Raw genomic sequence first — 24,021 nt, forward strand, 5'->3', positions numbered from 1 at the left:
ACATGTGAATCATATAACTATTTAAAGGAATTATGTAACCTCTTATTTTCCATAAAAGCTGATCTTTAGATAAATTAAGAATCACAATCCGCGATGACTTTCGTCATTTCCTATCTGAGCGGGCTTTTATATATTCATCAGGTCTGCCATCAAAGACCAATAAAATTAGCCGGTATGGAAATCGTAAGTTTAGAACCCAGTTTTTCAGGCTTGAAAGACCTGGACGTACCAGCACTCGTCAGGCAATATGGTAAAAATCAATTCAAAGCAGCCCGGGAACATGGGTTTATCAGAATGGTCTGGGAGATCATAAAGGAACCCATGTTTCTGATGCTTCTCCTTGCCTGCCTGTTATATTTCATCCTGGGAGAGGTAAAAGAAGGACTGCTGATGCTGGCTGCAATGGTCTTTGTAGGAGCTATTTCTTTTTTCCAGGGGGTCAAAAGCTCCAAAGCCTTGGCGGCGCTCAAAAAATTCACGCAGCCAAAGGTTACGGTAGTGAGAGATGGGAAAGAGCAGATCATATTCTCGGAGGACCTGCTACCTGGCGATGTATTGTCGCTGGAAGAAGGCAACAGCGTTCCCGCCGATTGTACAATTTTTCGTTCCAACGATCTGAGCATCAATGAATCAATTATTACCGGAGAATCTCAGCCGGTGGATAAAAATGCATCGGAGGGGTATAACCAGCTCTTCCAGGGAACAACCATAAATTCGGGAAAATGTTACTCAACCGTCACCGCCATTGGTAACAGCACTGTTTTAGGAAAGTTGGGAAAATCCATCACCGCTATTTCAACTTCCAGAACGCTGTTACAGAATCAGATTGGGCGATTCGTGAAAATTATGGCGGCCATTGGCTTTGTCACCTTTGCTTTGATCTGGTTAGTCAATTATCTTCATTCTGGAAGTATTATTCAAAGCCTCCTATTAGGCCTTACTATCGCGATGGCCGTTGTGCCGGAGGAAATTCCCGTGGCGTTTTCCTCTTTTATGGCGCTCGGGGCATTCCATATGTCAAAACTGGGTATCATAACACGGCAACCGCTCACTATAGAAAATCTTGGGGCTGTAAGCGTCATTTGCCTTGATAAAACGGGCACCATCACCGAAAATAGAATGGAAGTCAACAGTATCTATGATTTTGAAAAAGACATGACCGAAGTTATTATGCCGGAAAGTGCTATTAAGAGCAGTAAAGTGCTCAGATACGCAAGGTTGGCCAGTGAACAAGCGGCTTTTGATGCTATGGAAAAAGCTATCATAGCAGCTTATGAACGAGTTCCCCAGGCACAGGACCAAAAGGAAGAAATGATCCGGGAATACCCGTTAAATGGCACGCCACCCATGATGACCCATGTTTACAGGATGAACGGCAACATCGTTGTTGCAGGAAAGGGAGCGCCTGAGAGAATAATGAATGTGTGTAAAATGCCCCCTGCAGCTATCGTAAAAATAAATGCAGTGATCAACGCTATGGCGGCCAAAGGGCTTCGCTTACTAGGGATTTGTTCTGCTACTTTCAGCGAAAAGGAATTCCCGGAACTGCAGGAGAGCTTTAACTGGCAGTTCGAGGGCCTGCTCGCTTTGTATGATCCTCCTAAACAGGGAATAAAAAAGGAATTTGACCAATGGTATGCCGCAGGCATAAAAGTAAAGCTCATAACAGGCGATAATAAAGAGACTGCTATGCATATTGCTAAGCAGGTCGGCATGCAATTGAATGGTGCCGCTATCACGGGCGAACAATTAATGACCATGACGTCAGCCGAAATTGGCAAAATAGCGGGGGAAGTAGTTGTTTTTGCCAGGATGTTTCCAGAGGCCAAGCTGAAGATCATTGAAGCATTGAAAGAAAACGGCGAGACCGTTGCCATGATGGGAGACGGTGTGAACGATGGCCCGGCCCTGAAATCAGCCAATATCGGCATAGCGATGGGCGGCAGGGGCACGGAGATTGCCAGGGAAGCCTCAGACCTTATTCTTACTGATGACCGCCTGGAAAAAGTAACTGAAGCAATAAAACAGGGAAGAAAGATCTACTATAACCTCAAAAAAGCCGTTCGCTACATCATTTCCATTCATATACCGATTATACTTACGGCCTCCCTTCCTTTATTACTGGGTTGGAGGTTCCCCAATATCTTCACCCCTATTCATGTGATATTTCTTGAACTGATCATGGGCCCAACCTGCTCCATCTTTTTTGAAAGAGAGCCTGTGGAAAGCTCGATTATGATCCAGCCGCCCAGAAAGACATCTCATAACATGTTCACCGGAAAGGAACTGCTCACCAGTCTTATCCAAGGGTTGGTAATCGCACTCGGAATTCTTTCCCTGTACTATGGTTTTATGCAAAGCGGTTATGCGATCGAATATGTCAGGACAGTTATATTCCTTACGCTTGTAATCAGTAATGTATTTCTCACCTTCGTCAATCGGTCCTTCCAGGAAAATATTTTTAAAACCATTCGGTTCAAAAATAATTTGGTACCTTTTGTCCTGTTTGCCTCGCTGCTATTTATCGCAGGAATAGCCTTTATTCCCTTTGTACAGAGTGTGTTTCAATTAACCCGGATAAGCGCGAGAGATTTTATGCTCTGCGCGGCAGTAAGCCTGTTTATAACAGGATGGTTTGAAGTTTACAAAACGCTTTTAAAAAAGAAATAACTCCTGATATGAAAGAAATCCCTGTTAGTGTAAGGCGGGCGCTGGAATTGCTTGGGCTGTTCCTGACTGGCGCGGTCATAGTGATGGGAAAGATCGTAGTCATGCCGCTCCTGATGGCCTTTTTTGTAAGCCTGCTATTGCTTCCCGTATTTCGATTTTTCAGAAAATTGAAGGTGCCGGTAGCGATTGCAATTTTTTTGCCGATTGCAGGATTGACCATCAGTGTGTTACTTATCGGATGGTTGTTTTCCAATCAGGTAGGCATTCTTCTGACGGACTTTCCGCGAATAGCGCACAACGTTACAAAACACCTGGATACGTTGAGTATATGGATCGGCCATGTTTTCGGATTTTCTCCAACGGAACAGTTGAAATTTATCAACGAACAAAGCAACAAGCTTTTCGGGTTGGCAGGCAGCCTGGTGAGCGGAGCTGTTGTCTCAGCCACTGGTATTTTTCTATTTTTCGGATTATTACCGGTATATATCTACCTGATCATTTTATACAAAAGCCTCTTTGTAAAATTTGTATTACTATGGTTCGAGCAGGACAAATACGAAAATGTAGAAATTACGATGCGGCAGATCGAAAGCATGGTTAAAAGTTACCTTGTCGGGTTGCTTATACAGATCGCCTATATTACCCTGCTTTTGGGAGGTGCGCTGGCCTTGTTCGGAATAAAAAATTCCTTATTAATAGGGCTAATGTTCGCTTTCCTGAACCTCATCCCTTACCTGGGTGCATTGATCGGCAATATTCTGGGCGTATTGATCACGCTGGTCTCATCTGATCGTATTGTAGATATCCTGATCGTGTTGGGCACTATTGCGGTCGTTCAGTTTTTTGATAACAACATATTAATGCCGCGTATTGTTGGTGGTAAGGTTAAGCTAAACGCATTTATTTCCCTGGTGGGTATCATCATCGGAGGAGCGATGACGGGCATATCGGGCATGTTCCTGGCACTGCCTGTTATAGCAGTACTAAAAATAGTATTCGACCATTCCGAAAAATTTAAGAAATGGGGCATTCTATTCGGAGATGATACACCAGCAACAAAGTCAGCGTTAATAAAATTTAAAAAATGACATTATGGAAAAAATACAGGAAACCTTATTACACATTCCCTCGTGCCTGTTATCGCAGTGCCACATAAGTATAAAGTAAAAAAAATAACCAATCTACTTTACGCTGCAGATCTGCTTAATCTTGAAAAGGAATTGAAAAAAGTAGTGTCCTTCGCCCGACAGGTAAAAGCAAAAGTCGAATTACTTCATTTGTCGAATTACTTCATTTTATTTCTCCACGGGAAACACTCATTGATTCAAAAGTGATCGAAACGGCAGTGAAACTATTTTCAAATGCTAGCAACCGTTTCGGAGTATATCACAAACATCTATGAGTGGGATGATTTAGACGCACATATGACCGATCTGTCTTTTCTTGCCTCTCCCAATTTCCTGATCCCTGCCTATCTGATTCTTGTTATTTGGTACAGTTGGATCAAAAGAAAAGCCCTAAGACACGGGAAACAACCCAAAATGAGGAAGAGAATAATTCCTGGAATAAGAAAATTGGGAAACGGGGAATGTTCTAAAATGGATAAAGGTAATCCGCCCAGTAATTTACCAGATGGTGAAATGATTAAAAAGAAACCACCGCACATTGCACTTAACCCAAGAAATAATAACAATGAGATGAGGGCATTTCTTGCTGTTATTGACCTCATAATCATTTAGTTATAATTATAAAAATTAGCCCTGCGATTATAATGTTAATTTTATTTTGCATGATTTCAAATGTTACGCACAAACCAATCAACAGGTCGCCGAAGTGAAACAGGTAGCGGATAATTTGTTACATAGCCAGTCCGCAAAATAAATTGTACGTTATCGCTAATGCCGATAGATGAATGTAGTATTTGTCGGGTTGCTGGTTCTTCCAAAATTTGTGTCATAGGTTGAATGGCAATGTTTCTTTCCCGTATTTTTAAAAGTAATCGCTGAAGCCGTTTACCTGTCTCCAGCAATGTTGCTACCGAATTATCTTTGCTTGTAATGAACAGCCATCCTGCCGACTTATCAACTTGCTTTTTCGCGCTGTGGAACTGCTACATCTTGATTCCAGTAGAAGGAATTAGTAGAGAAAGCCGCTTTCACTGTCTGATAATGCACTCCACACTCTTCTCTCTCTGACAATTTTACCAGGGTGATGCCGTGGTTATCAAGCCGTTTTTAAGCTTTTCCTTTGCTTTTTTGATACCGGATTTTTCCGGTTTTACTGTTATTCGTACTTCTACTTTCCCATTTTTCAGTATTTTTAAGCGCTTATATATTGAAGTTGTTTACACTTTTTGAAGGACAAAAAGGAAGTCCCAGGAATTAAGGATTTTTGTTTTGGCAAATAAAAACGAATAATTCTGGGACTCATAGACGAAGATAAGGTACGAGATTGGATTTTACCACATTTAAGCAAAGGCAAAAGAGGCTTTAAGGCCAGGATAGATTTAGTAAAAGTGGTTCTGTTGATTTTAAAGCGAATGAAAACAGGCTGCCAGTGGCGAGAGTTGTGTATTTGCGAATATTTTGATAAAGGGGCGACCTCTTGGCAAAATATTCACAGGTATTTTTTAAAATGGAGTAAAGACGGTTCATTCAAGAGGGCTTGGATCAATCTTTTATCTTGTAATAAGAAACTGCTGGATCTGTCAAGCGCCCAGTTAGATGGTAGCCATACACCAGTCAAACGTGGTGGCCAGGCGGTAGGTTATCAAGGCAGAAAAGCTTCAAAGACCAGTAATAGTTTGTTCTTATGTGACAACAGAGGTCAGATGCTGACCGTATCAACGGCGCAAAGTGGAGAGCATAATGACTTATACGATATAGTGAAGCTCTTTAAAGAAATGATCGGGGTTCTGGAACAATCCGATATCAATTGCAATGGAATATTTGTAAATGCCGATCCTGGATTTGACAGCGAAGATTTAAAACAAGTATGCATTGACTACGAGATTGAATTAAATGTAAAACCCAACTTGCGAAATCAAAAGAAGCAAAGTGATGAATACCGATATTTTGATGATCAACTTTACAAAAGACGAACAAAAATTGAACATGCCAATGCCTGAATGGATGCTTTTAAAGCATTGCTTGTCAGATATGAAAAACTTGTTGAAACATGGATGGCATTGCAATGGCTGGCTCTTATAACCCTTTTTTGTAGAAAATTAAAAGTATAAACAACTTCATTATATATAGTACAGTACTTTGCGTCGATAAGTCAAAAATTATGAGATAATGTTGAGAAAATATAGAGAAAGTGAGATTTAGAACATTTACTCCCTACTATATCTCGTTAAAATTTATCAGATAGAAATTGGATTTTTCGTCAGATTTTAAAAAAAAACGGGAACATTCCAAGCTTTCTCAGCAGGAATGGCTGAATTACTTGGCGTTTCAAAGAGAACCGTAAGTAGTTGGGAGACCGGAGAGAATGAACCTCAGCCGAAAATGCGTAGAAGAATAGATGAGATTTTTAAATCAAGAGGAGAAAGGCCTATTGAAGAGCCGGTATTAGCAATTGACCGTACTATTATTATTGAAGCTCTTCATTCAATTTCAAAAATTGAATGCTATCTTCTGAATAATATTGTATTGTTATAGTCTCTGTATGAGCAAAATACCGATAGTGCTGAATGTTGATCAGACTTAATTTTTTTGCAGGCAGCCTACATCAACCCTGCAAAGGTATAAAGGCCAGTACCCGGTACAGGTTACTGGCCTTTATATTTGTTGGGCTTACTATCGCGGAGTCCGGACGGTTCAGGTTAGTAGGTTGTAGCTATTGCTTATTTGTATTCTGCACTAAACCACTACCACATCATTTATTGAAATCACTGTTCCATCAGTCATCGTGATAGTGCCCACAATAATCCAGCCTTCCATAACATTACTTTTATAAGTCAGTGAAAAACTAGCAGGGCTAACCACTACACCGTTATATTTCATTTCCAGGCGGTCGACGTAACCGAATTCAAAAGTAGGACCAAAGAAAGATATCAGATAACCATTCTTTTCAATCTCGCCAAACCACCAGGGCTTAGTCGGCAGATTAGATCCCGGGCCTCTGTAAACATAGGTATCCGAAACTACTGTTATTAATGTGGGGGACGTGTGATCACGGCAACGATTATACTACCAGTTCATCATTCACTAAAATCACCGTGCCGTCTGGCATTTTAATATTGCCTTTAATTGTCCAGCCACCAGTAGTACGATTAATCAGATACGTTAGTGAAAAGCTTGTAGGGACAACGTCTGCACCGTTATATTTTATAATTACTTTGCTAACGGTACCGCTAATTGACGTAGGTCCGTAAAAAGAGATAATATAACCGTCCCTTACCAGATCACCATAATATGAATCACCTTTGCCGGGAGTGTTCGGATCAACATAGACATAAGTATCAGGCATTACAGACATAAATGTAGGTGAGGTGTGATCGCGGACAAGTATGCCCCTTACTTCCTTGACGCCACCTGCGCCGGTGGTGCTGCCAAGAGGCGCAGGATAGGCAATGGAATCGGGGTATTTGTAATAATTCTGTAAGCTCTTGAAATACTTCGATAATTGATCTACAGTAACAGCGCCGGGGGAAGTAGATTCCAGAATGCTGAAATATCCGCCGTTGATGGTTGAATATAGTGAGCCCGAAGAGCTTGACTGCCAGCCAACATAATTAACGGATATGGGCTGACCATCGTAGATACCGGAAGGATCAGGCGTGGTAGGATGTGGTTGGCTGTTGCCAAACGAAATACCTCCACCATAGGCGGAAATATACACTCCGTTCCCTGAGTCAAAAGTTACGGGAGTTTTGCTTACCGGTACGCTGGCTGTTGCCGCAATGTTTTGCAGTGACAGATCTGGTTTGTTTACGGATTCTTTGGAGCAGGCAATTGTGATAAATACCATAGCGATGATGGCTATGGCAAACGGACTTAACATTCTTTTCATTAATCTTGATTTACTTGTGATAATAATGGTTAAATATTATTGCTTTACCTGAGTGTGTCAATACATTTGCAAATGTCCTTTGCAGCATTATTAAAGAAAGGTGCTGTGGAATAAATATGCAGTATAACAGTACAATAGAGCATAACACATTTTTTCAAGTTAACATATAATGTATTTAATTTATAATGTAAAGTTACAATACTACTACGCAATGTATATGGTAAGTAAAACATTCTTTTTAATGGGTCTGATACTGAAGTTCTTATAGTTATAGTTGATGATCATCAGGCTCCTTTTTCAAGCCGGGAAAAGCAGATGCCTATCTGAAAAAACCTGTAATCAGTCTTAGCATCTCCCTGGAGCTGAAGAATGTCGGAAAGGTAACAGGAACTATTTCGTCCTTTTATGGTATCAATTGCTTTGGATGTTCCGACGATGTGGGGTCATACTTCTTATAACCTTATAGCCAGTACATAACAAAATAGTCGTGGGTAGTCGCGACTATTTTATTCTGACTATGATTAGGCTGCCGTGGAAAGAAGGTTGCATTTGAAAAGCTATAATTTTTTTTGTAAAACGGACTTATGAAAAAAGGGCTTATAATCTTTGTATTGATAGTTTGGGCAATGGACGCAACGGCCTAACAAGTCAATGACGAAAAATTGGTAAACGATCTCAAGCAGGTTCGTGACATAGGGCAGAAGGAAATATGCCAAGACATTCATTGCCCGGTTTATTTATTATACCGAAGTTGTTTACACTTTTTGAAGGAAAAAAAGGAAGTCCCAGGAATTAAGGATTTTTGTTTTAGCAAATAAAAACGAATAATTCTGGGACTCATAGACGAAGATAAGGTACGAGATTGGATTTTACCACATTTAAGCAAAGGCAAAAGAGGCTTTAAGGCCAGGATAGATTTAGTAAAAGTGGTTCAGTTGATTTTAAAGCGAATGAAAACAGGCTGCCAGTGGCGAGAGTTGAGTATTTGCGAATATTTTGATAAAGGGGCGACCTCGTGGCAAAATATTCACAGGTATTTTTTAAAATGGAGTAAAGACGGTTCATTCAAGAGGGCTTGGATCAATCTTTTATCTTGTAATAAGAAACTGCTGGATCTGTCAAGCGCCCAGTTAGATGGTAGCCATACACCAGTCAAACGTGGTGGCCAGGCGGTAAGTTATCAAGGCAGAAAAGCTTCAAAGACCTGTAATAGTTTGTTCTTATGTGACAACAGAGGTCAGATGCTGACGGTATCAACAGCGCAAAGTGGAGAGCATAATGACTTATACGATATAGTGAAGCTCTTTAAAGAAATGATCGGGGTTCTGGAACAATCCGATATCAATTGCAATGGAATATTTGTAAATGCCGATCCTGGATTTGACAGCGAAGATTTAAAACAAGTATGCATTGACTACGAGATTGAATTAAATGTAAAACCCAACTTGCGAAATCAAAAGAAGCAAAGTGATGAATACCGATATTTTGATGATCAACTTTACAAAAGACGAACAAAAATTGAACATGCCAATGCCTGGATGGATGCTTTTAAAGCATTGCTTGTCAGATATGAAAAAATTGTTGAAACATGGATGGCATTGCAATGGCTGGCTCTTATAACCCTTTTTTGTAGAAAATTAAAAGTATAAACAACTTCACCATTAAAAACTGGACTACCAATATTTTTGTATCTAAAAGATCTGTCTTTTCAGCGAAATAAAACTGATCTCTCATGCAGTCTCGATCCATAAGGTTTGTATCATGGCTGGTAAAGAGCAGCTGAGCATTGGCTTTACTAACTTTAGGATTTTGGAATAAGGATATTAATTTTTTTAAGAGTGATGGATGAAAATTATTATCAATTTCGTCGGAAACTAACAATCCCCCCTTGTGCAAACTTATTGCACAACAATCCTATAAATCTGTAATATTTCCTTGTTCCTTGTGACTCGTCATTTTCTAAGCTCATCGAAACAAAGCCAGTCTTCTCCTTATTACTGTCAACTAAAAATTTATAAAACCTTACCCGACTGCTTTTGACTGGGGAGTCCGGTCTTTCCAATTGGACATCATCATAATACATCCCTATATCACGCAGCCATTCCAGTACCACCTCTTTGTGCCCATTTTCAATCAAAAGATCAGTAGCCCTTTCATTTTGCCTCCTGGTGCGATCTGTCAGGTAGGTCGGATATCGCGAATCCCCTTCAAAATTTACTCCTATCTTAAAATAATCCCGAATCTCACGCGATGTAGCGCCTTTCCCCAAAATCATAACCTAACAGGCACATCCACCCTAATCTGATTCATCACCGGTGTATATATCAATCTCATTCAAATTCTCCGGCGTCTCAAATGTTTATCCAATTCAAACAACGCTTTGAGATTGTTGAGGGCTATGCACTCTTAGCTTATCTACTTCAAGTTTATGCAACTGTGTTTCCAGATCCATTCTAACCTCGTTGTATGCCGGATCATAGGCAAGGTTGGTATATTCTGATGGATCGTTTACCAAATCGTATAGTTCATATTCGTTGTAATAAGCTCCCGAAGCATCAAAATAATAGCTATACTTCCATTTCTCTGTACGGATACATCGGATTCGATTTGCAGCATTTACCACAGACCATTGGCTATTGGAACCTGCTTTTGTATCATCGTATGTAAACAATATACTATTCTGTACTGGTGTACCATCCGCCATAATTGGTAACAAGCTTGTGCCTGCAAGTCCGGCAGGAGCGTTTGATACATTAGCTATCTCCATAAACGTAGGCATGATGTCGACCAGCGTGGCCAGGGCCATAGATTGTTGAATGGGGTGGTCTGAAAATAAAACAGGATTGGATATAACCAGTGGAACACGCAATGCTTCTTCGTAAGCTACAAAGGTTTTCTGACGCAGTCCCCCATGTGCAAGTCCCATTTCTCCATGGTCAGAGGTGTAGGTCACGATAGCTGTATCAGCCAGACTTATTCCATCCCCATATTTAGCATACAATTCTTTGATCAGGTTACCAATCTCTTTGTCGACCAGGGTTAACAGGTACCCGTAAAAATTTATATAATCTAACTTTTGTTCTACTGTTGCTAAAGGCCCTAAAGATGCATCCATGCCCAATAGGATCTGTTCCTGTGCCATCGGTTTTTTATTGGCCAGTAAATGTTCGTTTACGGTATCAGGCAATCCAATTTCCCTTGTTGACCAGGCGTCAGCGTAATATCCGGAGGTCCCTGCTGTTTTGGGATAAGCCAGTACGTCGTGCGGGTTCACCAGCGACACGATCAGGCAATAAGGTTTAACTCACCTGCAGCTCTTTTCACTTTTACCTCCTGAAGGTATTTGATGGCTTCGGCCACATACCTGGCATCATGGTTGGCAAATCCTCCTCCAAAATTTAAAGGATTTACATCTTCTCCTGCATCCGGGGCTATCCATCCCATTGCACCAAATAGAGAAATATCGGCAGATGTAAGGTTATCATAATTCGTGGTTGCTCCATTACCGGCAACGCCCTTACTCATGTGCCATTTACCACGGTACTGCACATCATAACCGTCATTCCAGAGTACATTCATGATGCTTGGTAAAGAAGCACTGATGGTTGGTTCCGAAGGAGATAATGGGCCGCCAATAGTCAGTGTTTGAGAAACCTTATGCTTAGCCGGATAAATTCCTGTAAATAATGTGGTACGGCTGGGAGAACACATGCAGGTATTACAGAAAGCTCTGTCGAAACTGAAACCGTTCCTTTTTAGAAAGGTCAGCGTTGGAAGATTTGTCTCTTCCCATCCCGGAGGGAAATCAAAGTGGGTGCCCAGTTCCAATTGATATCTCACAATGTCTACCGCCAGTTCTACTTTGGTTTTATGTTTGTACCGCTCTTTGGGTACGCCGGCTGCTTTACAACGTTTACGATTAGCGGTCCAGCTTTCCGGAAGATATAAGGCTGTATCTATTAAACCATAATAATGCTCTGCACTTAATCCTCCATAAACTGCCACCTGGCAATTATCTACCTTCCCTATTGTGCCACAGTACTGACGAGATACCCCTACAGAATAATCTCCTTTCTTAAGGTCAGAACTTTCATCTATGAGCAGTGCCACCTGATCAAAACTCTTAAAAACCTCATTAGTATCAAGGGCAACCGTATCAAAACCTGTACGCGCATCCCACGGAGATTCGCTGATGAAATGTTGCATGCTGTAGTACTCACTATCTGCCACATGTTCAACCATCCGTTCTATATTCCCCTTCCTGCTCTGGAATAAACCTTTCACATATTGAATTGATAAGGGCATTTTATTGTGGGTACGGGTTTTAAAAACATGACCTCGTAGCAACATATATTTTTCCAGCCGCTTTGGTTCGGCTGGTTGTCGCGGCTGTTGACCATGTCTTATATTTATACGTTTGATTTACATGATACTAAGGTCTTATTTTTTATCCATTTTCCACAATTCATAACTTGTCAAAGTAGTATTAAGCATATGAAAATATTATCCCGTTGCTGCTCTCTTTACAAATATTTATAATCGCAAAGGCCCAGGTAAATATTTATGCTTCTCCAGCAGGTAACGATCTGAATAAGGGAACCGTTGCAAGCCCTTTTAAAACATTGACAACTGCCATACAAAAATCACTTCAGTATAAAGGTAAAGACGACTTCATACTGTTGAGGGCAGGAACATATTAACTCTCAAAAACAATAGAAGTAGACGAAATAGTTAAAACATCAAAGTATGCCCTAGATCTAGACAGATCGGGGCGGTATTTTTGGTCTAGATTAGAGGATAGGTACCAGATAATTGGGACAATAAAATTTCCTGGCCCTTTTCCCCCTTTACATATTTATATAATACTTTTTCAAACTAAATTTTTAATTATTCTATCCAGTTCTTTAAAATGCCCCCAACCTGAAAAGATCGGGGGAGGGAATTCCTATGCTTAAGGACAACATCACTCTGGTAAACCAGAGGTGTCTAGGGTTTGATGACTAAGAACTTTATTTAATTACATTGACCACACCTCTATTAAGGATTTCAATCCCACCGATACTCTTTTTATATGTCAATAACCATACGTAAGTACCTTCATCCACTAAAATACCTTTAAAACGACCATCCCATCCCCTGGAAGCTTCTTTACTTTGGTAAATCAATTCTCCCCAACGATTATAAATAGTAAGATTATAGTCATACATCGGGCCGGTTACGTGTGGTCTAAATGTATCGTTTTTACCATCTCCGTTTGGTGTGAAAGCATTCGGGAAGGTAGGCTCATCTTCACATTGTTTGTAACTAACTGCAATGTCATCGCTCACTGCGCCACAATCATTGTAAACTGTTACCTTATAATATCCGGTCGCTGTCACTACATACGTTGAAGTAGTAGCGCCATCCTGCCACTTGATGCTGTTGCCGGTACCGGCATCCACACTCAGTGTCAGTGTCTGACCGATACAGATGGTGGTATCATTACCCAGAGAAATATTTCCGATACCAGCCACTGTTACCTTCACGCTATCTGTTGTAGTCAGGTTACAGAACCTGTCAAGCACTGTTACGGTGTAAGTACCTGGTGTGCTTACTTCCTTGATCGGATCGGTTGTACCATCATTCCAGAGGTAAGAGATCACGTCAGCGTTAGTCGCATCCAGTACCACGAGGCCACCGGCACAGATATCCTTGTCAGGACCGAGGTCGAAGCTGATGTTTGCTTTGTTGGTCACAGTTACAGTATCAGTTACAACGCAACCACCCTTCGTTACAGTCACCCAGTAATCACCAGGTTTAGATACGATAATGGAGTTTGTCAATGAACCGTCTAACCATGTTACACTGCCACCATCTGGTTCAACCTGCAGCATCACTGTCTGATCAGGACAAATAGCAGTATCAGGAGTCAGGGTCACGTTCGGCGGAGTAGACACCGTTACGGTCGCCTGGTCAGTTACGGTACAACCTTTCAGTGATACATCTACGGTGTAGGTACCAGCGGTACTTACAGTGATAGATGGTCCGGTATCACCAGTGCTCCATGTGTAAGAAGCACCCTGTACATAAGCATTCAGTTTTACAGTCATGCCATCACAGATAGTGGTATCGCGGATATCAACCGTTGGAGGTGTATTCACCGTTACTTTAATAGAGTCTGTAGCGGAACAACCATTGTTGGTCACCGTTGCGTAGTAAGTACCGGCAGCAGATATGGTGATCTGTTGGGTAGTTGCACCTGTGTTCCATTTAATTGTATAACCAGCACTTGCATTTGCCGCACCTGCATCCAGGGTGACTGAGTTGCCTTCGCAGATCGCAGTATCGTTACCCAGGTTGACAGTTGGTTTCTGTACATATTGCAGGGTATAAGTCACTGGGTCAGATACGCAACCGGTTACGCCATCAGTTACGATGAAGGTAGCCTGAGTCGCACCATTCAGGTCGAACACATTGCTGGTCTGACTCTTCGGTGTGGTTACGGTACCTGCAGGATATACGCTCTGCAGTGTAAATGTTGGTTTGCTCACTTTGGTCAGCAGCTGCAATGCAAACTTCGTATTGTCAGAACAGTTAGCTGGCAGCGCTGTATCCAGTTGTGGTTTAGGACACGCTACTACAGTAATGATCTGTACCCTTTCGATCGCAGCATTACCACATGCGTCAGATACGTTCCATCTTCTGGTGATGGTGTAACCGTTACAAGCATCCACAGTATATGGATCGGTGGTCATGGTCGCTTTCTTAGGGAAGTTGCCATCGCAGTTATCAGTTGCATACAGGGTAGCAGCAGCTGGTATAGTACCTCCACATGATACAGTGACAGCAGCCGGAGCCGGATCGATCACTGGTTTGGTGGTATCTACTACTGTGATCACCTGACGAACAGTGTTGGTATTACCACATTCATCTTTCGCTGTCCAGACTCTGATCAGCTGGTAGTTGCTTGCACAAGCACCGGTGATAGACTGACGGGTCTGGGTGTAGCTGATCTTCACATTACTGGTTGCACTACAGTTGTCAGTAGCAGACAGGTTGCTTGGCGGTGTTGGCACTGCACTACAACTTACGGTAGTATCGCTTGGCGGTGTGATGGTGAATGATGGTCTGGTAGTATCCTGTACAGTAATTACCTGTTTCATTGTAGCCACGTTTCCGCAATCGTCGGTAGCGGTCCAGGTACGGGTCAGACGATAGTTATTGGAGCAGGTAGTGCTCAGGAATACCTTGGTTTGGGCAACCGTTACTTTCACACTTGCAGAACAATTGTCTGTAGCAGTGATCGTTGGCTGTGCAGGTACGCCGTCGCAGTTTACAGTAGTATCAGCAACCAGGATTGTATTGAATACTGGTCGGGTAGTATCTACTACTGTGATGATCTGTTTTAGTACAGTACTGTTACCACAATCATCGGTCGCAGTCCATGTACGGGTGATCTGGTAAGTATTGCTACAAGTGCTGCCGGAGATTGACTGTCTGGTATCCACTGGTGTTACAGTGATGGTACCTGTTGTACAGTTATCAGTAGCAGTCAGGGTAGTTCCGGCAGGTACCTTATCACAATCAACGGTTACGTTGGCAGGAGCAGTACCAGAGAACACAGGACCGGTGGTATCTTTCACAGTTACGGTCTGTCTCAGGGTGTCGCTTACATTACCACAGTTATCAACCGCTACCCATTTACGGATCAGGTAATAATTGTTTGTACACTGACCTGCGATGTCTACACGGGTTTCAATCGGTGTGATGGTCAGGGTACCGGAACAATCGTCGGTAGCAGTCAGGTTTACAGCAGCTGGTACGTTGTCACAACTTGCTGTCACGTTAGCCGGAGCGGCGGTGGTGAACTTAGGTGCAGTGGTATCAACAACCGTGATGGTCTGCTGAGCGGAAGTCGTGAGACCACAACGATCTACGGCTGTCCAGGTACGCATGATGAGGGTAGTACATGCATCAGGCGTTTGAGTATTGTCGGTATAAGTTACAGTCAGGGCTTCATTGCTGAAAGGCTGGTGACTGAATACTGGTGTACCGAACAGTGTAGTATAGTCTTTACCAGCTACGCAATTAGTCGTTACGGAAGCAGGAACAGATACAACTACAGGAGATGTAGTGATTCTTCTCAGTTTCACCACGTTGCTGATGGTATTGGAGCAGGAACCGGAAGTTACGATCCTTCTGAACCATACGGTATCAGCGGTGAGTGTAGCAGGGGTATAAGTAGCGGCAGTGCCACCTGTACCTGTTGTTACATTGGAGAAACCGGTGGTTGCACTGGTCGTGCTGATCTGCCACTGGTAAGTATAAGTACCGTCGCCACCACTCAATGCCACCGTACCCGTGAGGGCAGCAGGTGTTTCAGAAGCACAAAGTGTCTGATCGGCAGAGATGGTATTGTTCAGTACTGGTCCCAGGTTAGTCAGTGTTACAGTAGCTGGCGTACCAGTACATGTACCATTGCTCAGGGTCCACTGCAGCGTAGCGGATGTACCTGCGAACACAATCACACTGGCAGTTGGGTTATTCAGGTCAGTCGCTGCAATAGTTGCAGTACCGCTGATCACAGTCCATTTACCGGTAGATGTAGTGATTGCTCCAGGCGTAGCCGCCATGTGGAAGAGCGAATCGTTACAATGCGTCTGGTCAGGACCCGCAATTGCAGCTTCCGGCATCATATCATTCTTCAGAAGGACAGTGCTGGTAGAAGCACATATGCCGTTGGAGATTGTCCAGATAGCAGTAGCAGTATCGCCAGCCGGTACGAAGATCGTTGCTGTGGGATTATTTACATCTGTAGTGGCAATCGTTGCAGTAGTACCTGTGTAGAAGGACCATGCACCGGTACCTGCGGTAGCAGTATTTGCAGCCATCGTGAAGGCGCTGTCGTTACAATGTGTCTGAGCAGGACCAGCATTTGCCGTACCAGGCATTGCATCGTCTATCAGTTTCACGCTGTCCATAGAAGAACAAACACCGTTTGTGATTGTCCAGTAAGCTACTACGCTGTCGCCTACAGGAACAGTGATCACTGCAGTTGGTTTGCTGATATCAGCAGCTCCGATGGTCGCACGGGTATTGGAGAGTGTCCATCTACCGGTAGCACCTGTTACATCAGGAGTGTTAGCCGCCATAGTAAAGGCTGTGGTAGCACACTGGCGTTGGTCAGGACCTGCCTCGGCAGCGGTTGGCTGTGCATAGTTCACCAGTTTCACGCTGTCGATAGTAGAACATGCACCGTTTGTAATTGTCCAGTAAGCTTTTACGCTATCACCTACAGGAACGGTGATCACCGCAGTTGGGTTGCTGGTATCAGCAGCTGCGATGGTTGCACGGGTATTGGAGAGTGTCCATTTACCGGTAGCACCTGTTACAGTTGGCGTGTTTGCTGCCACGGTGAAGGTCGTGTTATTACACTGACGGATGGAGTCTACACCGGCATTCGCCTGGTCTGGCATTGCGCTGTTAATGAGCAGTACTTTGTCAGAAGAAGAGCAGACACCGTTTGTCACTGTCCAGGTTGCGGTAGCGCTATCACCGGCAGGCAGTGTAAATACAGCAGCTGGATTGGTAGAATCAGCAGCGCTGAAGCTGGCCGCGCTACCAGGATACAGTGACCATTTACCTACAGCGGTAGCAGGAGATGCTGCCGTAGCCTGCATGGTAAAGGTAGCATTGTTACACTGGCGGATAGAATCCGGACCGGCGTTCGCAGTTACAGGTTGCTGATAGTTGTATAACTTAATTGTATCTACGCTCTGGCACAAACCGTTTGTAATGGTCCATGTCACATAAGCGCTATCACCATTTGGCACAGTGAAAGTAGTAGATGTGCTGTTTAAGTCAGCAGCAGGGAAGGTAGCGTTACCTTTTACTACTGTCCAGTGGCCCACTGCATTAGGTACATCAGGCGCGTTCGCCGTAACAGGGAACGTGGTGGTCATACACTGTTGCATGTCAGCTGGTAAAGCAGCGGCGGTTGGTGACATGTAGTTTACCAGTTTCACCGTATCGCTCGTAGAACATGTGCCGTTACCAATACTCCAGATAGCGCGTACGCTATCGCCGGCTGGCACAATGATCGTTGCGAGCGGATCGTTGGCATCAGTTACAGTAGCAGCGGTGGTACCTGCGAATGTCCATTCACCGACAGCTCCCGTTACATCAGGGGCGTTGGCTTTCATCACGAATGCACTGTCAGCACAATGTTTCACGCAGTCTGCACCGGCATCAGCTTTTACAGGTGTCTGGTAGTTGGTCAGGATCACAGCCGCGGAGTCAGCGCAGACACCATTTGCGACTACCCAGTGTAATTCTGCAGTAGCATCATTTGGTAATGTTATGTGTGCCTTTGGATCATGCTCTTCACCGGTGTGGATCGTAGCGCTGCCGTTACGTACATACCATGTACCGGTGGCACCGGTTACATTAGGCACAGAACCATCCAGTACAAAATCAGGACCTGCACACCTGGTCTGGTTAGTCCCTGCAGTGACAGCAGTCGGCTGTTCGTAGTTGATCAGCACAATGTTGTCAGCAGTGCTACAACCCAGGTTGGTAATCGTCCATCTCAGTACGACCGTAGTACCAGCTGTGATTGTGAAGGTCGCTGTCGGGTTGTTGACATCAGCAGCCGGGATGATATAAGATGCAGGAGAAACCACACTCCAGATACCCCAGATACCGGTAGCACCAGCTACATAAGGCGCATTCGCGGCCATGGTGAATGCATCAGTGTTACACTGTTTCATGGTATCAACACCCGCATCTGCAGGAGCAGGCGGATTGTTGTTGAAAATCCAGACAGTGTCCACATCCACACAAACGCCGTTTGTAATGGTCCAGAACAACATACTGCTATCACCCACAGGAATGGTCACCGTCGTGGCCGGATTATTAATATTTGCGATTGTTGCGGTAGAACCGGCAGGTTTGGTCCAGGTACCTGCTGCAGTTGTTTCAGAAGGTGCATTGGCTGCCATTGTGAAGGTCGCTGTATTACACTGGTGCTGGTCAGGACCTGCGTTCGCGTCAGCTGGTTTCACATAGTTGACCAGTTTTACATTATCTGAAGTAGCACATATGCCATTTACAATGGTCCAGGTAGCAATTACGCTATCGCCGGCTGGTACTGTAATGGTAGCAGCAGGACTATTGGGATTAGTAATCGTCGCTGTTGCTTTGGACACGGTCCAGGTACCTACACCTACAGATGGTGTAGAACCAGACATCATAAAGGTATTGGTACCACACTGCAGGATCTGTGCAGAACCTGCATCAGCAATGGCCGGCGCCTGGTAATTCTTCAGGAAGATATAATCAGTGCTGGAACAAACACCATTTGTTACCGTCCAGATGGCAGTAGCGGTATCACCTGCAGCCAGGGTAATCACCGGGTTGACCTTATGAATGTCAGCTGCAACAATACCTGCCTTGCTACCGGTGAACAGCGACCAGGTACCTGCTGCGGTAGCAGGATTAGGTGCAGTAGCTGCCATAGTGAAGGTGGCCGTGTTACATTGTACCAGTGAATCCGGACCTGCGTTGGCAGGATCTGGGCGCTGGTAGTTCACAAGGATGATATCATCTTTTGAAGAACAGGTACCATTAGTGATGGTCCAAGTCAGTACCACAGTTATACCATTGGCAACTGTGATCACCGCATTTACCTTGCTGCTGTCTGTAGCAGGAATAGTAGCAGTACCACTCTTCACAGACCACTTACCGGTACCAATGACCGGTGTATTGGCGGCCATGGTAAAGGCCGGCGTCATACACTGCTTCAGGGAGTCAAGACCCGCATCGGCAGTCGTTGGTGTCGCGTAGTTATACAGTTTTACATAGTCAGCTGAAGTACAAAGACCATTGGTCACAGTCCAGATCAGCGTAGCGGTATCGCCGGCTGCCATTGTCACTGTTGCAGCAGGATTGTTGAACTGACCTGCAGTGATGGTCGCTTTGGAAGCCGCAAAGGTAAACCAGGTACCTACTGCGGTAGATGGAGAAGGAGCGGTCGCGTTCATCGTGAAAGATGTCGTGTTACACTGCTCGATAGAATCCGGACCAGCTTCAGCCTTCACAGGTTGCATATAATTCGTCAGTACTACACTAGAAGAAGTCGTACAGGCGCCGTTGGTAATCGTCCATGTCAGCGTTGCAGTTTTACCTGCCGGTACGAATACAGTAGTAGTAGGACTTGTTGTATTAGTAATGGTAGCGGTACCTGTGTAAGTCCATTCACCCGCACCTACGGTAGCAGCATTGGCAGCCATGGTGAACAGGGAGTCATTACAATGTGTTTGAGCAGGACCTGCATTAGAAGTTGCAGGTGCAGTATAAACAGTGACAGTACCACTTGCACAGGCGGTAGCACCACATTGACCATTGCTTTCTACTCTTACATAATAAGTAGTGGTGGCAGTAACCGGAACAGTGATCGTAGTGCCGGTGCCGATTGCAGTACCAGTACCACAACCACCCGCATACCATACATATCTGCCGGCATTGGTACCATCAGCATTTTTACCCAGAGAACCACCGACAGCAGTCAGGGTCGTTGTACCGCTTGTACAGATATTTGGTGTACCCACAGTCACGCCTGTAGGTGCCGTGCCCGGAGATTCCACATTCACCCAAATCGTAGTGGAGTTGGTACAACCACCATTCTCACTTCTGAAGTTGACAGTAAATTTATACACGCCATTCGCTACACCTGTTGGAATAGGTACAGTGATCGGCCAAGAGGAGATCTGCGTTTCAGGTACGGCGGTGAAACCAGGCATTGTACCCATTACACTATAATAAGTAGGAGTACCTGTCGTCGCAACAGTATCCATCTCGAAATACCTCAAGGTGTTACAAACAGTATCCGGCTTAAGGGTCAGGGTTGGCGGCGGCGTATAATGTAATACAACGGTATCCGTATTGATACCACAGTTTAACACATTATTAATCGTCCATGCCAGCTGTACATCCTGATAAGCACCGCTCGTCACTCTTACAGTAGTATTATAGGCGTGAATATCGTCGATGGCTACGCCGGTAGACGTACCAATGACAGACCATGTACCTGTTTCAGCAAAATCATCTGTCAGGGCAACGTTTGGTTCGTTAGCCTGCATGATAAATACGTTGTTGGAAGCACAAAGTGTCGTATCCGGACCAGCATAAGCCCTGGTAGCACCCGTGATGAGTGTCAAGGTATCATAAGCATACCCCACACAATCAGTGTTGCCGGTAGCTGTCACAGTCCATTGCAGGTAAACAGTCAATCCCGGGTTGTTCAGTGTAATCACTGAAGTGGGGCTGTTCCTGCTTGTCGTAAAAGTAACATAGTTACTGAAGTCAATGGTAGAACTGGTGTTGCCAGACAAACCCGGACCGGATATACCTGTGACGGTCCATGTACCTCTTGTTCCTGGAATAGCGGAACGGAGCATGGTGAAAGAGTTGTTATCAGACGTACCATCCTCTGCACAATGTGTCACGTGTTTACCTGCAGGAGGCGCCGGCACTTGAGTTAGTTTTATTTTAAACGGAGCGGAAGTAACCGTACATGTACCATTTACAACAACGACAAAGAAAGATGTATCTGCAAGTGTCTGGGTCGTATAGTTAGCTATTGCAGTCAGGTTATCGTAGTCAGTCAGGTGCTGACCCGTAGCCAAATCCGTCCCCCTATACCAGGTAATACTCTTGGTTGGATCACCCGCCGGATCAAGCGCATCGGCCACGCTCAGGGTAAGTCTACTACCCAGACACAAAGAGGTATCAGAGGCTGCGATCTGCACAATTGGCTTATCATCTTTCTTAATACTAGCCCTATTGGAGTCCACACAGGTTTTGCCACCATCAATACCATAGGTAACATAACCATATACTTTGATGGTCGTATCACTGAAGACAGTTACATGCCGGTCGGGGCCTACATAACTGGTATCGCTCCATTTGAAGAAATCATAACCACCGGAGGCTTGCAGTTCCACAGTGCCTCCCTCACAGATCTGGGATTTCGTAAGATTTAATACCGGCATCGGCAGGATAGTAATCTTGACCGATGATGAGGGGGCCGCACAGGTGGCGGCGGAACTTCCCGCTTCAAAGACCCTGACGCGGAAAAGGTAATCTGCCGCCACATCCTTTGTACCTTTTAGTTCACCTTCGTGAATGACGAGGGTATCTTTGTTGGCAGTACCATAAGGTACATTGAACCAGGTTACACCACCATCATCAGACATCTCCCATTGATAAGCCGGATTGGTAAAATAGTTAGTAGGTGTATAAGAAGAAACAAGTGTCGTAGCGACACCCTCGCACAATACTTCTCTCAGATTACTCACCGCTCCATGTATGGATGCATCGATACCAGGACTACAATAGGATAGCTGGATATCATCCACGGCAATATCATTACCACAACCACCAGGAAAATTATTGATAATTCGTACAATTACACTGCTCACACCAGAAGGTACAGTGAAGGACCCCCCGAACCTTTGCCAAGTAGGTTTGGTGAAGGTGGGAGAAACGGCGTAGGTTCTGAAGCTGGCTAATACCTGACTGGTATCTGCTGCATTTAATATCTGGAAAGTTACTCCTGCATAAATAAACCCCCACACACAGGCACTATTCATTACACTGGTACTATCAATATTTAAGAACCATGCACTGAAGTTATATACAGAACCACGGCACAGACCATCTACCTTTTTCTGAAAGAATATTGATTGAGTATAACCGGAGTTTGCTACCAACATAGCTCCTCGGTCTGTACCTGTGTGATCTCCGGAGAAGACAAAGTTAATTCTGAGATGAGTTGTATTAGAAATAGCATAATAATTATCTTCAAGACCACCTGATGGGGAGTAAATATAAGTAATAGCAGAACTGGGTGAATATTCCATTCGGCCGGTATTGACGGGTAGTGTACCAAAGTTCTCAGTAAAACCAGGCATTTCCGCATCACCACCGCTACAGGTAGATATCGTACAGTCAACTACAACAAGACTCTGTGTTCTCGTCACCGTCGAGTAAACAGTTTTACCACCACTTGTACTTGCATAGGTCATCGCAACTTTAAAGGTATACTTACCAGGAACGAGGAACTGTAACGTCAGCATATTCGTCTGGTTCAGTAAAGTATCTTTAATGGAAGATGTCCTTTCGGAATATAGGATGTTATAATCTGCATTCGTACCATTAGGTGAAGTAATTGTCCAGTTGGCCTTAGAAGCAGCACCACTAGCCAGCTGCGCATTCATACTGGTAAACTTGAGCTGGTCTGCAGTGCTATTATTAGTAGACATACATACTGTATCTGGCACATTAAGAAACAAGATTTGGCCCCTCGCTAACCCAAATAGGAGAACCATACAACTGATTATTAAAATAGTTGATTTAATCATCGTTAAAGGTAGTTGTACTGTTATAGGTGCTATTTTACTACGATGACAAGAGTAATTGTGAAACTACAGCACACAATAAAATCTCAATTAATTCTTCGCAGAAATAAAAAATTGGCAATATTAATATTATCGTCAGCCAGGCTTATAATATCAACACAATATTACATACAATTATTTTTAAATTTAAATTCTATTCAACATTTAATCAGTATTTAATATTTTAAAAAATCAATTTAATGATCGGTAAATATTAAGATGTATAAAAAACTCCTAAATAATATTATAACAGAATCAGCAATCGAAACACTAAACTAAAGCTGTTGCAACGTATATACATCACATTTACACGCAATTATTAAGACTCAGCAATCGAAACATTAAATAAATGTCGTTACACCGTATATTCATTACGTTAACACGCAACTATTTATTGATAAATAAATATTAAACAATTTGTATAACAAATGACTTTATGATATTTGTTAAATCCATTTAAATTATTCAATACATGCAACACTCAAAGGAAGAATGTGTTTCGGAGGTTGAATTAGATTTGAACGACTGAGGGATATAATTCTTGCATCAGATACAACGCCAGTATTTGAAGGCATGATTATCAGACAGACAAGTTTCTCCATTTATAGTCAACGAATCCGGGGTAGAAGCTGGCCAAAAATAGTTGCAGCTGGGGCGGCTAATGCATATGTTACAACTACTACATGTAGCATTATACGGAATTTGTGTAGACAGTAATTGTATAGAAGAAGCAATTAAAAAATTTGATGAGTCAATTACAAAGTATCATGCAGAAATAGCGAATAATTTATTATATATGCCATCATTCAATAGTCCGGTAAGTTTTCCACAGCTTCGCTGTGAAAAATAGATGTAGATAAATAAAAGAGCTTTCCAGCTGATACCAAAATAAAAAAAA

The 24,021-nt window shown here is 43.5% G+C and carries 11 protein-coding genes; 6 read left to right on the forward strand and 5 right to left on the reverse strand.

Annotated elements, in window-relative coordinates; genetic code table 11:
* Positions 1-174 precede the first annotated feature (174 nt).
* From QQL36_RS31625 to QQL36_RS31645, 5 genes are all read left to right on the forward strand, one after another.
* On the forward strand, positions 175-2,670 hold the full coding sequence (locus QQL36_RS31625; protein ID WP_321568024.1) for a cation-translocating P-type ATPase: 2,496 nt from the start codon (positions 175-177) through the stop codon (positions 2,668-2,670).
* Positions 2,671-2,678: 8 nt separating this feature from the next.
* Positions 2,679-3,758: an AI-2E family transporter gene (locus QQL36_RS31630; protein WP_321568025.1), complete on the forward strand. Its 1,080-nt coding sequence runs from the start codon at positions 2,679-2,681 to the stop codon at positions 3,756-3,758.
* A gap of 273 nt (positions 3,759-4,031) precedes the next feature.
* Complete coding sequence (locus QQL36_RS31635; RefSeq protein WP_321568026.1) at positions 4,032-4,409, forward strand: hypothetical protein; 378 nt, start codon at positions 4,032-4,034, stop codon at positions 4,407-4,409.
* Between the two features lie 716 nt (positions 4,410-5,125).
* Positions 5,126-5,797: a transposase gene (locus QQL36_RS31640; RefSeq protein ID WP_321570569.1), complete on the forward strand. Its 672-nt coding sequence runs from the start codon at positions 5,126-5,128 to the stop codon at positions 5,795-5,797.
* Positions 5,798-6,104: 307 nt separating this feature from the next.
* Complete coding sequence (locus QQL36_RS31645; RefSeq protein WP_321568027.1) at positions 6,105-6,332, forward strand: helix-turn-helix transcriptional regulator; 228 nt, start codon at positions 6,105-6,107, stop codon at positions 6,330-6,332.
* A 526-nt stretch (positions 6,333-6,858) separates the two neighbouring features.
* On the opposite strand, the gene QQL36_RS31650 is transcribed toward QQL36_RS31645, so the two are convergent.
* Positions 6,859-7,686 (reverse strand): hypothetical protein, encoded by an 828-nt coding sequence (locus QQL36_RS31650; RefSeq protein WP_321568028.1) that lies wholly within the window; start codon positions 7,684-7,686, stop codon positions 6,859-6,861.
* Between the two features lie 866 nt (positions 7,687-8,552).
* On the opposite strand from QQL36_RS31650, the gene QQL36_RS31655 reads away from it, so the two are divergent.
* On the forward strand, positions 8,553-9,335 hold the full coding sequence (locus QQL36_RS31655; protein ID WP_321570570.1) for a transposase: 783 nt from the start codon (positions 8,553-8,555) through the stop codon (positions 9,333-9,335).
* On the opposite strand, the gene QQL36_RS35830 is transcribed toward QQL36_RS31655, so the two are convergent.
* The 4 genes from QQL36_RS35830 to QQL36_RS31670 form a co-directional block, all read right to left on the reverse strand.
* Positions 9,301-9,582 carry an AAA family ATPase gene (locus QQL36_RS35830; protein WP_415751042.1) on the reverse strand — a complete coding sequence of 94 codons (282 nt, stop codon included), beginning with the start codon at positions 9,580-9,582 and terminating at the stop codon, positions 9,301-9,303. The two genes, QQL36_RS31655 and QQL36_RS35830, sit on opposite strands and share 35 nt — an antisense overlap.
* A gap of 472 nt (positions 9,583-10,054) precedes the next feature.
* Positions 10,055-10,969 carry a sulfatase/phosphatase domain-containing protein gene (locus tag QQL36_RS31660; RefSeq protein WP_321568029.1) on the reverse strand — a complete coding sequence of 305 codons (915 nt, stop codon included), beginning with the start codon at positions 10,967-10,969 and terminating at the stop codon, positions 10,055-10,057.
* A gap of 2 nt (positions 10,970-10,971) precedes the next feature.
* Positions 10,972-11,991 carry a transposase gene (locus tag QQL36_RS31665; RefSeq protein WP_321568030.1) on the reverse strand — a complete coding sequence of 340 codons (1,020 nt, stop codon included), beginning with the start codon at positions 11,989-11,991 and terminating at the stop codon, positions 10,972-10,974.
* A 704-nt stretch (positions 11,992-12,695) separates the two neighbouring features.
* Positions 12,696-22,988 (reverse strand): T9SS type B sorting domain-containing protein, encoded by a 10,293-nt coding sequence (locus QQL36_RS31670; RefSeq protein ID WP_321568031.1) that lies wholly within the window; start codon positions 22,986-22,988, stop codon positions 12,696-12,698.
* Positions 22,989-24,021 lie beyond the last annotated feature (1,033 nt).

The sequence above is a fragment of the Chitinophaga sp. LS1 genome, from assembly GCF_034274695.1.
Taxonomy (GTDB): Bacteria; Bacteroidota; Bacteroidia; order Chitinophagales; family Chitinophagaceae; genus Chitinophaga.

Bases quoted from the DNA above. Each gene is read 5' to 3' on its own strand.
- QQL36_RS31625 (WP_321568024.1), top strand. From the start codon at position 175: ATGGAAATCGTAAGTTTAGAACCCAGTTTTTCAGGCTTGAAAGACCTG.
- QQL36_RS31630 (WP_321568025.1), top strand. From the start codon at position 2,679: ATGAAAGAAATCCCTGTTAGTGTAAGGCGGGCGCTGGAATTGCTTGGG.
- QQL36_RS31635 (WP_321568026.1), top strand. From the start codon at position 4,032: ATGCTAGCAACCGTTTCGGAGTATATCACAAACATCTATGAGTGGGAT.
- QQL36_RS31645 (WP_321568027.1), top strand. From the start codon at position 6,105: ATGGCTGAATTACTTGGCGTTTCAAAGAGAACCGTAAGTAGTTGGGAG.
- QQL36_RS31650 (WP_321568028.1), bottom strand. From the start codon at position 7,686: ATGAAAAGAATGTTAAGTCCGTTTGCCATAGCCATCATCGCTATGGTA.
- QQL36_RS31665 (WP_321568030.1), bottom strand. From the start codon at position 11,991: ATGCCCTTATCAATTCAATATGTGAAAGGTTTATTCCAGAGCAGGAAG.
- QQL36_RS31670 (WP_321568031.1), bottom strand. From the start codon at position 22,988: ATGTCTACTAATAATAGCACTGCAGACCAGCTCAAGTTTACCAGTATG.